The following is a 14,135-nucleotide window of genomic DNA, read 5'->3' as shown; positions in this document are numbered from 1 at the left end:
GTTAATTCTCTTCAGGCTTTAGCGTTTGTAAGATTATGGCTAAGAGTAAAGGTGTCCGTATTGTAGTGACACTAGAATGTACTGAGTGTCGAACGAATCCAGATAAGCGATCCCCTGGTGTTTCCCGGTATACCACGACTAAGAACCGTCGTAACACCACCAACCGCTTAGAACTAAGCAAGTTCTGCTCCCATTGTAATAAACATACTGTTCACAAGGAAATCAAGTAAAGATGAGCTATTACCGTCGTCGTTTGTCTCCAATTAAGCCTGGAGAACCAATTGATTACAAAGATGTTGACTTGTTGCGTAAGTTTATTACCGAGCGGGGTAAAATATTACCACGTCGGATTACGGGGCTAACTGCTAAACAACAGCGAGACTTGACATTAGCAATTAAACGCGCTCGTCTTGTGGCATTATTGCCATTTATCAATGCCGAAGGTTAAGAGCAAGTTGTTACCGAGCATTTTAGATTTTGGATAAACGGGAGAAGCTGCATAGATGATGATATGTGGCTTTCGATTGTCTGAGTCCATAATCTAAAATCTCAGTTAGCAGGGAAACTTGTTCTACATCTAGAAAATCATGGAATTTTGGATTTAGTAGCCATTATTGAACTCCAAAATCTAAAATTTATTTGTCAACCAATCATAAGTGCGAGAGTTGTGGAGAAGGGGACGCTAGTTGAATTTAGGGTTCAAGGCGATCGCCGTTTGGGGGTAGTAGACCGTCCAGACGGAAAGACCCGTTGGTTTGTGATCGATGAACGAGGTCAATCCCACAGCCTCGCGCCTAGACAAATGACCTATACGGTTAACGGTCAGACCTACAAACCATCTGACATTGCCAGTTTTTTAGAGCAGGTCAAGCCTTATTTAGACCCTTCAAGCTTAGAAGTAGCTTGGGAATTATTGGTAGAGGAAGGGGAAACAGTCACGCCGTCCCAAATGGCAAATTTGCTGTTTTCTGAATCAGACTCAGCGCCTTGTTACGCCGCCCATTGTTTACTCTCAGATGACAAACTCTACTTTAAGCAAAAAGGTGATACTTACGAACCGAGAACGACAACTCAGGTAGCAGAACGCAAGCACCAAATAGAAGTAGAAGCTCTGAAAGCTAGGGAACAGCAAGAATTCTTGATGCGTGTAGAGCAAGCACTCCAAGGGGAAGTAGTAGAATGGCAGCGCCATGATCGCCAACGTCTAGAAGCATTAGAAAAGTATGCAGCACTGTTGGCGGATATCGTGCGAGCAGGAGTAAATTATGACTCGCTGGCCCGTGCCTATCCTCCTCCAGCACCAGTTTTAGAAACAATGAATATGTTGGGGCGACACGCTACACCCCAAGGAGCTTTTCAATTATTGGTAGACTTGGGGTGGTGGAGTACGAATGAGAACCTATTCCTGCGTCGTTCTTTAATTCCAGTTCAGTTTCCTAGCAAGGTATTAGAAGTGGCGCAACAGCGTTTAGATTACCCCCCCATAGACTCAGATACAAATCGTCTTGATTTGACTCACCTCAAGGTCTACACCATTGATGATGAAAGTACCACAGAAATAGATGATGGTCTGAGTTGGGAAATACTTTCTGATGGTAGAGATAGACTGTGGGTACATATTGCTGATCCCACTCGTTGGTTAGCGCCAGAAGATGATTTAGACTTAGAGGCTAGAAAGCGGGGTAGTACAGTATATTTGCCTACAGGGATGGTTCCCATGTTCCCCGAAGTCTTGGCAACTGGACCGATGAGTTTGGTGCAGGGAAAAATCTGTTGTGCCTTGAGCTTTGGGATTATTTTAGATGCAGATGGGGCAGTAGAAGACTTTACAATTCATCCGAGTTTAATTAAACCTACCTACCGCCTCACCTACGAAGATGTAGATGAGATGCTGGAATTAGGGGTAGAAGCAGAACCAGAAATTGAAGCGATCGCCAATTGGGCAACTAAGCGTAAAGCTTGGCGGTATAATCAAGGCGCGATCAGTATTAATATGCCAGAGGCGATGATTAAAGTTAAAGATGACGACATCAGCATCGACATCTTAGATGATTCCCCATCGCGGCAGTTAGTAGCAGAAATGATGATTCTCGCTGGTGAAGTAGCAGCGCGTTATGGTCAAAAACATAACATCCCCTTACCCTTTCGTGGACAACCACAGCCAGAATTACCCCCAGAACAAGAATTACTCCAGCTACCGGCGGGATTTGTCCGCGCCTGTGCAATGCGGCGTTGTATGCCCAAGAGTGAAATGAGTATTACTCCTGTGCGTCATGCTGGTTTAGGCTTGGATACTTACACTCAGGCGACTTCTCCTATCCGGCGCTACAGTGATTTACTCACCCATTTTCAACTCAAAGCCCATTTACGGGGGGAAGTACCGCCCTTTTCCGCCGAACAACTCAAAGAAGTGATGATGACCGTCACCAGTACCACTCAAGAATTAACAATGGTAGAACGGCAAACCAATAAATATTGGGCGTTAGAGTATTTACGCCGTCATCCTGAGCAAATTTGGCAAGTAACAGTGTTAATGTGGTTGCGAGAAGATAGTAATTTAGCACTCATACTGTTAGAAGATTTAGGCTTGCAGTTACCGATGATTTTCAGACGTGCAGTTAGCTTGGGCGAACAAGTGTTAGTCAAAGTCAGCTTTTCTGACCCACGAAAAGATATGATTCAATTCCAAGAAATTATTTATCAAGAAGCCCAGACAGCAGCGAATTAGGTAGTTTACAACCAATTCCCAATTAACACATAGGCAGACCAAAAGCTAGGTGCTTGGTAGTTGGGATGTCGTAGTAGTTTGAGTTGAGCCTGTTGGAGTGCTTCAGCTTTGGTAACTTTGCGGCTTTTCAGTTCTCGATAAAATTCACCAACGAACAAGGCTGTTGATTCGTCATCAATTTGCCATAGGGATGCGACGGTGCTGCGTGCGCCGGCTCTAACTGCGGCTCCTGCTAAACCTAGGGCGGCGCGGTTGTCTCCGGTTGCTGTCTGACAGGCACTTAATACTAATAGTTCTACTGCGCCCGGTTGGTTTTGGTTGCGACTGCGAAGTAGGGTGTCGAACTGAATGACGTTAATCGGGCCGTCAGCCGCCAAAATAAAGGTGTTTTCGGCACGAGAACTAAATTGACCATGAGTTGCTAAATGCACAACGTTAAATGACACAGTATTCACCTCTCTTTCTAATGCTTCGCGGGTGAATTGCTGATCTAAAAGACTGGTAATGGCAACTCCGGCACTGGCAATCAGATTGACTTCTGATTTGATGGCGGGTAGGGGCGCAAAGTTGGGAAACTCTGGTGGGGGCTGAGTGAGTCCAGCCGTTAAAGCTCTGAGTTCTTGACGCTCTAGGGGTTTGGGATCAAGGAGTTGCAGACCAACACTAAGAGCGATCGCATATTTTTCCACTAAATACTGTTTGCCATCATAAAGTGCCGCCATTGGTAAATTTCGTAACCCACCATCAGGTACAAATACTAATGTTTTCACTCCACTGGCAACGAGTTCTGCCTCAATGGGTTTGAGTAACCAGTTATAAACTTGTTGTGATTGGGTTTTAATCGCTTTGGTAGCAGTGGGATTTACCAAATTTCGTCTCAGTTCGCTGAGAACTTTTTCTACTTGTTTCTGGCTAACTGGAGTGCTGTAATGCCGTAAGGGTTTATTAGGCAGTTTAACAATTACCTGAAACCGTTCCGGTAAAATAATCGGGTACAGGATAGCTGTGGTGGGGTTATCTTGGTCTACTATTGTATCTATTGGTACAGCTTCACCTTGCAGACACGCTTCCCGAAAGAAGTTATCTAACTCTGCCAACTGTAAGGCTTCCATGCGTTGGCGGGCTTTATCTAAAGTTTTTTCGGTAATTTCTGCCGATTGGGACTGTAACAGCAACTCTACGGATTGCCGATAGACTGGTTCAACACTGTCCCGAAAATTAAACTGCACATCTTGATTGACTGCTACTAAGTCACTGCGGAGAAATTTCAGGGTTTCTACTGCCGCATCATAAGTGGCAATCGCACCTGATATGTTATTCTGCGCCCAGAATAACCTCCCCAATTGCCACTCCAACTTATAGGTAATATCTGCTGCATTGCTACCTTGAGCTAACACTAACGCCTGCTGAGTCAGGCTTTGTGCCTCTTGCCATTGCTGATTTTGCTCATACAAGTTACCCAAACTCAACAGCGCGTAAGCTTCGGCGCGTTTATCATTCAAACTGCGGGCTTGTTGGATTGTCTTGGCAAGTAACAACGCTAAATCCTGAGTTCCTAATACTGAATGAGAATTTTTACTCAGCACTGGCAACTCAGAACTCAAAACTTTCATTAGACTTTGAACGAAATTAATTTGAGCGTAGATAGCAGCACGACTGGCGGGGAGTTGGTTAAGTTGAGTTTGAATGGTGGGAATTAAAGTTTGAGTTTCTGAGAATTTTTGATTGTCAATCAACAGGCTGAGGTGATTAAGTTGGGCTTGAATTTTGGTGAGGGGTGAGGCGGATTTGGCTACTGTTTGTTGATAGTAGTCAATAGCTTCTGGTATTTGCTGTCTAGCTCGTGCATTGTTGCCTAAACTAAATAAACTAGCGCCTGTCTCCGTTGGCAGTTGTAAACGTTGGGCGACTGTGAGACTTTGCTCTAGGATAGTACGCGACTGAGTTAAATCTCCGACTACCATTAAAGCATCACCAAGCGATCGCAATCCTACTGCTTTTTCTAGAGTATCTGGTTGTGATTGTAATTTTTGATTGACTTGTGCCAAAATTTGTACAGACCGACGATAAAATCCTTGAGTGCGCCAAGCTTGGGCTTGATTGATGCGCGATCGCACTTCACCAATAGGGTTTTTAGCTTGCTGATAAATTTCTGCTGCTTGTTGCCAAGTTGCTAAGGCTGCTTCTGGTTTGCCCATTGCCAATTGCAAACGTCCTTGAATATCCAAAGATTGGGCTAATACTTGCAGGTTTTTGTCATTTTTTTGAGCTTGGAGTAATTCCAGACTGGTTTTAATGGCTGCCTCTGCTGCTTGCCAGTCCCCAAGTTGTTGATAGGCTAAAGACAAGTTACTGAGAGTGGCAGCCAATTTCAGACTTTCTCCCTGCTGCTTATATGCTTGGGTTGCCTGTTGTAATACCTGTACCGCCTCAGCAAACCGTCCAGCATCGTATAAAGATTTACCCTGTTCTATCAACAAGTCACTGTCAGTATTCACCAACTGCGACGCAGCCAGTGACATACTCACCGCAGGTTTAGAAGTTCCCAGTGTACCCTCGCCAGCCAGTACAGGGATATTGATTGTCAAGACTAAACCAACCAGAAAGTATATAAATAAACTGAGTTTTATTTTTGGCTTTTTACCTAATAAATAATGACAAAAGACTCTCAAAAATTTATTTATGAACATGACAAGCAGCAGATGGCAACCAAGGGTGTAGATGATTAGTTGTTTTTTGAGCAACTAAAACAATGTTGCCATGAGCATCGACCATCCAGCCCTGAGCTTCAACAATTTTATGGGAATTAGGTACAGCAGAGGCAGGGTTACAACTTATAGTCATCTGCTGGGATAAATGAATATCTGTAGGTAGTTGGACTAATCTCTGGCTAGGTTCCACTTCTGGGGAGTTGATAGTGAATAAGCCATTTAATGATGGGATAGGTTGAGAGAAGGCTGTAATGTCGTTAGTTGGTAGACGTTGAGGATCAAGTTGACTAAAGTCGGTAGTTCCCAAAAGTTGCTCAAGTTCCTCTCGACTACGTACAACTAAACCAAAAATGCCCTTGGTATTGATTGTCACTTTCCCACCTTCCCCATTAGCGGTGATATCGCTATTTTCTTGAGGGAAAGCCACGATAAACGGTGAGTTAATGGCAATCTTGCCACCTGCCCTAGTCAAAATTTGACTATTATTACGCAGTAGCAATAAACCTCTGAGGTTAAACGTGATATTAGCACCTCCAGATGCAGTGATCTTACCTTGATCTAATTTCACATCACGAGCTGTAACTTCTAAATTCTCTACCTCACCATTACCTTGACTACTAACAGCAACTTCTCCACCATCTGCAATTAATAGACTTTTACTATCAATCATTAAGTTGCCTGCCTTACCGTCACCTTCAGTTCTACTAGACAAGCTACTAGCAACATTACTCTCAGCAATTCTTCCAGAACCCGTAACTTCTACGCCATCCCTAGCCTTGACAATCAAAGTTCCACTAGCACCTGCGCCAAATGCACCTGTTCTAATTTCTCCCCCATCCCGAATTACCAACTTACCGACATTTAACTGTTGTATATCCGTCTCACCTGCACCAAAATTATCGGCTGTGATTCTCCCGCCATCTTCTACAGTCAGCAATTGAGTATTGATATCCAATGAACCGACGTTATTCGTCGCACCGGGTTGGGCAGAGACAAAAATACCGCTACGATAAATATCTACAGGTGAAGTTGTGGCAAATGGTGAAGCGCCACTAATCAAGATATTATCTGCGGCGTTGATTGTAATATTTCCCCCTTTACCCGAATACCTAGCAGCATTAGAGATTTGCGCCCCATTTTGAATAGTTAAATTTGTGGTTTCGAGGGTGATATTCCCGACATTACCTGGATTATCTATGGCATCTTGATCAACTTGAGCAGAAATTCCACTGGGAATATTGCCATCTGGAGTTTCCCCAATCAGATTGATGCTTTCTCTAGCTGTGACTAGGATATTACCTGTATTTCCTTGTCCAAAGGTGGAAACTTCTATACCTCCACCATCTGTCAGCAACACTTGTCTAGTTGCAACTGTCACGTTACCACCATTCCCTGTAACGGTTTCACAGTTTCCACCCAAAGGACAAACTTGTGAACTTATAAATGATGTTGCGCCTAGTTGTACAGTATCTTGGGCTGTGATCAAAATATCTCCGGCTTTACCTGCACCTTGAGCCGCCGTAGCAATGTTAGAACTATTATTTAATCTCAACGATTCCCTAGCATTAATTACCAAATTTTCACCTGTGCTTGAGCCGAAGGTGACAGAAAAAACTAGAGAATCATCCAGAGTAATATTTCTGCCTTGAATTTGGATAGCACCACCCCGATTGAGGCGAGGAAAGTCACTGGCATCGACAATTGTACCTGCTGTCAGTTGAATATCTCCAAAGCTACCAATATCTGCGTATCCTAAAGCGTAACCTTGCTCAATTTTCGTGAGGCTAACAAAACTATTGTTAGTCACACTTCCTAACTCAATTCTGCCGCCTGGGGCTGCCAAAAAGCTATTTACTAAAGAAACATCACCGCCAATTAATGCTAAAGTTTTACCTTCAGAAACTTCTAAACCTAAAGGGATAAAGTCAGAAATTGGCTGTGTAATCGTACCTGGATTATTGCCAAATTGCAAACCTACAGGCACACTTACTGTTAATAATGGTGATGTTTCAGAGTTACTAACACCAAATTCTATACCATCAGCAAACTTGACACTATTAGCTGTCGTCGCTATGAAAGAACCCCCAATATCTAAAATAGCACTGGCACCAAAAATTATACCTCTTGGGTTAATTAAAAATAAATTTGCTGTGCTACCTGGCCGAGTTTGAATCAAGCCATCAATCCTAGATGGTAAACTGCCTGTGACTCTAGTGATGATATTTTTTACGCCTAAATCATGATTGAATAAGGCTGTATTTCCTGTGCGATTTCTTGTCAGCACAGAGAAAGAAAAGTCTTGAAAGCTATGAAATAAATTTTCTCCTCTTTGAGTACCCCCTTCAATAATTCTGATGCTTCCTGATGGTCTGACAGTAGAATTTATGGGTAGGGTTGTATCTGGAATTATTTCTGCTGTTGTTGATTTTGAATCTAAGAAAAAAAATAACAAGCTACTAATCCAGATACAGAATTGTAACTTTGATTTTATTTTGAATATAAATGAAGACACATTAAGCCACCTAATAACTTAATCTGTTGCTATTTCATATCTTGTATGCTTGTTTAATTGAAATCAAAATTAGGTGAAGAATATATAAGATTCGCCTAATTCATGATTTTTATACCAATTGAAAAAAGAATGTGGCCAATAAATTATTTAGGGGCGCAAGGCCTTGCACTCCTACAGATGATTGAGGTATTGCAAATAATCTTTGAATTGGTATTAAGTAAGTCGGTGGGAAAAAACACAACTATGTTAAGAAAAATAAACTAGGCTCAAACCCTCTTCCCTCCTGCCTCCTGCCTTGCCATAGCGATAATTTTTAACACTGAGCTACTTACCTTATTGGTATTAACTATAAGTAATATCTAATTTTTGGCTGGAAAAAGTTACTGCTTTTTCGTGGTTTTTATAATTTTTTTAGTAAAAGCTGATTTAAAAGCGATCGCTAGAACAACTGCGATCGCTCAATTTTCATTATCTGTCTTTAAATCAAACCTTCTGACTCAGCAAATTTACGCAAACGTGGCAAACATTGGCGTTGATAGAAACTGCTTAAGGTGGGAATCGCTAACCCAAATTCTTCAGACAATTCTTTCCAACTCACTTCCGGAGGTAGGCGCTTGAGAATTAACACCTGACAGTTGACATCAGGACGGCCTTTAATATGAGTGCTGCGTAAATCTCCCGTGGGATCTGTTTTGATCCAAGTTTCTAACTCTTCTAAAATTGGTGGTGCTTCAGGGGTAGCCGCCAAGTTTTCGACAGGATCAATAGTTTCGCTACTATCACCCGATTTAGACTGGCGAATCCTTAACGATACCGTTATCGCCTGTTCTTTATTTTGATTGATATAAAAATCTTGTAATCTGCGTTTTAAATAAGCATTTAGCCAAGTCACAACACTACCATAGGTAGGATCATATTTTTGCCCTGTCAAACCTTCACAAATATTGCGGCAGCAATATAACCAAGTTTGTTGTAATGCGTCTTGATAGTAGGGGGTATTTTCTCGCCAAAGTTTCTTAGAACTCAGACGAATAATTTGTGTAAGTAGCTTCTGACGTTGAGGACTACCAGGAGGGTGTCCACAGACTTGAGAAACTAAGTTACGTAGCTGTTCATCGAATTCAACCATGATAGGCAGGACAAAAGGCAAGAAGTTATAAGCATCAGCAAGAATATATTAGTATTACGTGTCACTCTCCTCCAAGATTCGTTGAGTTGAGAGTAGGGGGAGATGGGGAAGTCGAGAATTAGTAGTGAAATTTGGTCAATATAAGCGTTATTCTTTCCCCCTCATCTTCCTCATCCCCCTCATCTCCCTGCTTCACCTTCCCACTACATCCTTATCCCCAGCCAGGAAAATAACGTTTCCCACCAAGAACTGGTGAGATTACCTATAGTCAATCGCATTTTGCGCCGGATGTCTTGGATGTTCCAGTTGGTGAGTTTGGCTAGGGTTTGGGCTTCTTGTTCAAAGCGTCTTGGTAAGGAACGCTTATATTCTTTACCTGCTTGACATTTAACTTCTCCTGTAAAGGGATGTTGCAAAACGTATCGTCCTTGGAAGGATTCACGGTTAGAGGTGTCTTGAAACATCAAGTCTTCGGGGAATTTGTCGCGGGTGTAGCGGACGTGCAAGCGAGTAATGAAGACGTTACTGACTGGAAAGGAACGACGAAAGTTTGGGGGTATGGGTGCGTTGCTTGGGGAGTCGCCATCTAGCCAAAATACACCGGCTTGTTTCAATTCTTCTGATGTTAAGGGATCAGCTGCACAAGGATCACAGTTACTCATATCCCAGGCATATTCTAAGAAGGCGACTTTTTTACCTTCTTTGGTGTAAGCGGTTTGAAATGTGGATTTATAAAAGTCGCCAAATTCTTCTTTGACAAATACAGGAATGTTGACATTAGAAGGAACTTTGACAGTCCTGTAGTTGGTGATTTCAGCTTGTCCTTTGGGTGAGAGGACGTAGACAATTAAATCTTGCTCAGAGGTGGAGTTAATCATCCCTAAGCGAATCGGTAACATGAACTTGGGTGATTGGTAGGAAATTTGTAGAGGACGAAGAAACTGATAACCAGATTTTTCAAATTCATCTAGATTAACTTTGGCGACAAAAAACTTCATTGAGGAACGAATGTATGGCTTGAGTAACTGTTTTGCACCTCTAGGAATTTTGTAACCATTGCGATTGAGCCAAGTTTCTAAGCCACCGGATTCTTTGGCACTCAATACGACAATATCGTATTCACCTACATTAAACCGTGCTTCGACTGTCACACCCAAACTGCGATCGCGTCTGGTACTTTCTGCTTCATTAACTGCGGCTGAGGGTACAGCTAAAAATGCAGATCTTCTTCGGGCGACTGGGGCGCAAGGATCTTCATCAAAATACTCTACTAAACGCGGTGCGCTAAAAGCATCCAAACGTTCGATCATTTTGGGTTCAGCGACGCGCACTTGCTCTTTTTTGATCACTGTAGGAACAGGGACAACCATTGCAAAATCTTTGACTTCGCCTTGGTAGTCATTCGCCATAGTCAAGACGGTGCGATCGCTATCCCTGGCAATCACCACTTGAGAAGCTTTGTTATATAGCTTGGCATCAGCTTTGGCAACATAAAATCCACAAAATGCCCAAGCTGTCGGTGCAAAGCACAATACAAATATTAATAACAAAAACAATGGAAGAATAAATCGAAAACGCTGCATTTTATACCTCGTGTTTAAAGTGCTGAGTTATGAGTAGTGGGTAGTGAGTGGTGAGTTGTTGGTATTGTTACTGTCTGTTTCTAATTGCTCATCTGGCTGATTTTTCCTAACTTTCACCCACGAAAATTGGGGTGCTGCATAGAGAAAATCAAACAGGATAGTTAACGGTGCAAATATAAACAATGCCCAAAAAACTGCGGTGGGAATAAAGAAGTAATTCCGCAGAATAAAGGTAAAGATGGCAATACAGACTGCCCACACTATGCGTCCAAGTCGTGCATTGGGAATTGAGCGAGGATCTGTCACCATAAACAGGGCAAATAGCAACAAAGAACCACTCATTAACCGATGCCAATAAACGTCCCAAGTCCAACCCAACCAGAGATTACGCATAGCCTCTAGTAATGAGTAAGCACCCAAAAAGGCGGCTGTCGTGTCCCATCGGCCAATGCGTTGCAAAATCATGCCCCCAGCACCAGCAAATAACAGCCCATACCACCATTCTTCACCCCACTGTCCTGGAGAAACCCAAGCATCAGAGGTGAACACCAAGGCAGAAATAATGCCAAAGTTCGCTGGATTGAAGAAATGTTTATTGTTGACTTGCAAGAAAAATTTACTAGCGATCGCACTAGCTGCGGCTAAAGCCATCGTTGTCCAATGATCAGCCCGTAATAGTAGGCTAAGTCCTAACGCCGTAATTAAAGCACTGCGGATATTCAGGGGATTGGGCATTGGGGAATGGGCATTGGGCATTGAAATTTTCACCTCTGCTGCCTCTGCTCCCCTGCTGCCTCTGGCTTTCACTAATGACAAGATGCACTGAGTAGCCAAACAGGTGGTGATCGCTACTGCAATTAATTCTGGTCGCAGTGTCCAATCCCTTGTTCCAATTCCTAAAATCAGGAACAAGCTAAGAAAAAGAATTTGATAATCCCGTATATCTTTGAGCAGCATTAACTCTTTATTCAGGGATTCCCTGTAGATTTTTCATCAATTTAAACGAGTGGAACCTGAAACAATGTTGCTGTTACAGAATTTGTTACAACTAATGATGAGTATTGGGGTGCGTAAGTATGAATAATTTCTTGGTATAGCTAGGATTTCCCGCACTGACACACCCTTGTAAAAATCTACCAAGATTCAGGTTATCTGTGAGGGTGAAATATGGAAAATACTGCTCAGTGGGTAGGCATTGATGTCAGTAAAGCCACTTTGGATATTTATTCATATCTGTTGCAAATAGTAGTCAAAGCGTTGCCGGAGTTGTTCTATAGTTAAATTCTGTGTCCAGTATTCTACAAGGGCGTGGCCAAATGCCCAAGCATTGCGATCGGGTGTGGTAGGGTTTTCTACAAGTAGTGGCCACAGAGATAATAAGTCAAATTTGAGTGGATTAGAGTCTTCTGTACGCAACAGCGAGAATAAATCATAAGCCATCTGGAGTTTACCTATGACAATCGGTAACTGTTCTACGGGGATTTGCTCGGCTAGTATGTATGCCAAAGTCGGAGAGCCAGTTGATAATGTAGCAATGAACTGAAGCACAGGACTTTTGAGCAGTGCTGTTAATCCTTGGGTGGTTGCCATTTGGAAGGTGTAATGATCGATAATTTTGGCAGCCGCCACAGTACGGGCTTCCTGGTTACGCAAAAAGCGGGCTAGGCGGAGTTGTTTGGCAGGTGCGATCGCCTCCATTAATCCCAAGGATAAAGCATCAACTCCCCAGGCAATTCTACCTGTTGAGAGTTCGCTGGTGACGACAGGTAAGACTAAATTACAAAAATCACCCAACAATTCCCCACGATAGGCTGTAGCTTCCCGAATGGCGATTTCCTTTGGTTTTTCGCCCCATTGCCAATCATAAGGCGGTTGCCATTCTCGAATCGGGCGCAGTCGATCTACTTGGGTGACGACAGCGATCGCTGGGATATCTGCAATGGTGGCTTTGATGGCTTGCAGAAAATCTACATCCATTTGCAGGGCGGGATCAAGCACAGGAGTAACTAACAGCAACAAATCGGCGTTAGTGGCGTAATCTAACACCAGTTGGCGCAAATCCTCCCGTTTGACTTGTTCGTATCCTGGTGTATCCCACAGATGCAGGGTTTCACCGTCTTGGGTTTGCCAATGATAATTTTGAATTTGGTTGGTGCTGGGTAAAACATCAACTGCTGCTAAGTCGCCCTGAAATAAAGTATTAATCAAGCTGCTTTTCCCGGCTCCCGTTCTCCCCACCAAAAGAATACTGATTGGTTTTTGCTCAACCTTTTCTACTGGTTCAGCTTGAGCGAGAATGTTTTGCAGAGTTTGGGTTTTAGTTTTAGGTAAGGTTGGTGTAGAAACTGTGGGCGTTTCCACAGGGATGGTTGCACCACTGTAGAGAGCGATCGCCTGTCTACACAAATTCCGCAACGCCGCTTCTCGCAGTAATTGCCCCAAATTCCCCAATAATTGCTGATTAGCTTGATTGGAGTACCCTTGAGTAGCACGGTTAGCTACTGCCGCCACAGGATTTAATAGCCACTGCGCCCAACTCCACGCCCGCCAAGCCTTCCGTACAGATGGTTCTAACTTGCGGTAGACTTCGTAGGCTTGGTAAGCTTGCCCTACCGTTACCTGATTAAGAGCGGGTGATAACTTTTGCATCCACTGATCTAAATCATCCACCGTACCCCGAATTAGTCCGTAAGCTTGGGGAACGTAGATATTAAGTAAAGGATACTGCACCTCTGGATGGTAGATATGGGCGATCGCCACTACTAACTCTTGACAGCGTTGCCAAAAAGTTTGCCAGTCTTCCCAAATGGGGCGATCGCTTTGAGCCACGGTGAGAATTTCTTGCAATGCGGCTTCTGCTTGCTTTGTCATATCACCACTGACTGGTGTGGTAGGATTCTCAATTTGAGTTTCTAGTTCTACTCTGACTTCGGCTAATGCAGCTTCTACTTGTGTAATTACAGGTTGAGTCCACCGCACCAACAACCAACGCCAACCTAAAAATACCAGAGTGAACACACCCCAGATCCAATTGATTCCCCACTCATGGATCTGCATTCCAGCCGCTACCACTAAGAAAATGATTATGGCGGCGATTGGTGTTGCCAAAACTACCCACTGCCACAGATTTAAACGCACCATTGTTGCATACCTGCTTTAGCTAGACTGCTGATATTGCTATTTTCGCTTTAGTAGCAGTCATTGGGCATTGTTCCCTACTCCCCACTTTCTATTTTTCAGCAAAAATAGCAGTTGCCTTATAGATTAGGGCATCAAGCAATCATAAAACCGTTACACTCAAAGGCTTTCAAGTCTGTCACCTGTCACCTACTATAAGTACATTTCTGGAACTGTCAGCTTAGGTGCTGTATCAGTATTTGTTCTAATCACAGTTCTGTGAAGTTATTCAGCCCATAGGCGATCGCTACTTGTGATCATCGAGAAACATAGCTGGAAACATCAGGGAATTGAC

The 14,135-nt window shown here is 43.2% G+C and carries 9 protein-coding genes; 3 read left to right on the top strand and 6 right to left on the bottom strand.

Translation table 11 applies throughout. From position 1 onward, the window contains the following. The first annotated feature begins 35 nt into the window (after positions 1-35). From rpmG to NOS7524_RS11480, 3 genes are all read left to right on the top strand, one after another. Positions 36-230, top strand: coding sequence for a 50S ribosomal protein L33 (gene rpmG, locus NOS7524_RS28560; RefSeq protein WP_015138652.1), 195 nt, complete (start codon positions 36-38; stop codon positions 228-230). A 2-nt stretch (positions 231-232) separates the two neighbouring features. After that, a complete protein-coding gene (rpsR, locus tag NOS7524_RS11485; RefSeq protein ID WP_015138651.1) occupies positions 233-448 on the top strand; it encodes a 30S ribosomal protein S18 in 216 nt (71 codons plus the stop codon). Between the two features lie 219 nt (positions 449-667). Beyond that, a complete protein-coding gene (locus NOS7524_RS11480; protein WP_041555706.1) occupies positions 668-2,728 on the top strand; it encodes a ribonuclease catalytic domain-containing protein in 2,061 nt (686 codons plus the stop codon). 5 nt (positions 2,729-2,733) lie between these two features. On the opposite strand, the gene NOS7524_RS11475 is transcribed toward NOS7524_RS11480, so the two are convergent. From NOS7524_RS11475 to NOS7524_RS11450, 6 genes are all read right to left on the bottom strand, one after another. Further along, positions 2,734-5,418, bottom strand: a complete 2,685-nt coding sequence (locus NOS7524_RS11475) for a CHAT domain-containing protein (RefSeq protein WP_015138649.1) — start codon at positions 5,416-5,418, stop codon at positions 2,734-2,736. Next, a complete protein-coding gene (locus NOS7524_RS11470; RefSeq protein WP_235622426.1) occupies positions 5,405-7,891 on the bottom strand; it encodes a two-partner secretion domain-containing protein in 2,487 nt (828 codons plus the stop codon). Before NOS7524_RS11470 ends, NOS7524_RS11475 begins: the two co-directional genes overlap by 14 nt. Before the next feature lie 538 nt (positions 7,892-8,429). Beyond that, the gene (locus NOS7524_RS11465) at positions 8,430-9,080 is read right to left on the bottom strand and encodes a hypothetical protein (protein WP_015138647.1); all 651 of its coding nucleotides are present in this window, start codon (positions 9,078-9,080) and stop codon (positions 8,430-8,432) included. Positions 9,081-9,283: 203 nt separating this feature from the next. Beyond that, entirely contained in the window at positions 9,284-10,663 is a 1,380-nt protein-coding gene (locus NOS7524_RS11460; protein ID WP_015138646.1) for a DUF2330 domain-containing protein, read from the bottom strand. 27 nt (positions 10,664-10,690) lie between these two features. Continuing rightward, the gene (locus NOS7524_RS11455; protein WP_015138645.1) at positions 10,691-11,620 is read right to left on the bottom strand and encodes an RnfABCDGE type electron transport complex subunit D; all 930 of its coding nucleotides are present in this window, start codon (positions 11,618-11,620) and stop codon (positions 10,691-10,693) included. Positions 11,621-11,890: 270 nt separating this feature from the next. Beyond that, the gene (locus tag NOS7524_RS11450; RefSeq protein WP_015138643.1) at positions 11,891-13,804 is read right to left on the bottom strand and encodes a GTPase family protein; all 1,914 of its coding nucleotides are present in this window, start codon (positions 13,802-13,804) and stop codon (positions 11,891-11,893) included. Positions 13,805-14,135: the final 331 nt, after the last annotated feature.

Origin of the sequence: Nostoc sp. PCC 7524, from assembly GCF_000316645.1 — a bacterium.
GTDB lineage: Bacteria > Cyanobacteriota > Cyanobacteriia > Cyanobacteriales > Nostocaceae > Trichormus.
This window is presented reverse-complemented; position numbering and strand designations above follow the sequence as displayed.

Coding starts and splice junctions, on each gene's coding strand:
- NOS7524_RS11460 (WP_015138646.1), bottom strand. CDS start 10,663: ATGCAGCGTTTTCGATTTATTCTTCCATTGTTTTTGTTATTAATATTT.
- NOS7524_RS11465 (WP_015138647.1), bottom strand. CDS start 9,080: ATGGTTGAATTCGATGAACAGCTACGTAACTTAGTTTCTCAAGTCTGT.
- NOS7524_RS11475 (WP_015138649.1), bottom strand. CDS start 5,418: ATGTTCATAAATAAATTTTTGAGAGTCTTTTGTCATTATTTATTAGGT.
- NOS7524_RS11450 (WP_015138643.1), bottom strand. CDS start 13,804: ATGGTGCGTTTAAATCTGTGGCAGTGGGTAGTTTTGGCAACACCAATC.
- rpmG (WP_015138652.1), top strand. CDS start 36: ATGGCTAAGAGTAAAGGTGTCCGTATTGTAGTGACACTAGAATGTACT.
- NOS7524_RS11455 (WP_015138645.1), bottom strand. CDS start 11,620: ATGCTGCTCAAAGATATACGGGATTATCAAATTCTTTTTCTTAGCTTG.
- rpsR (WP_015138651.1), top strand. CDS start 233: ATGAGCTATTACCGTCGTCGTTTGTCTCCAATTAAGCCTGGAGAACCA.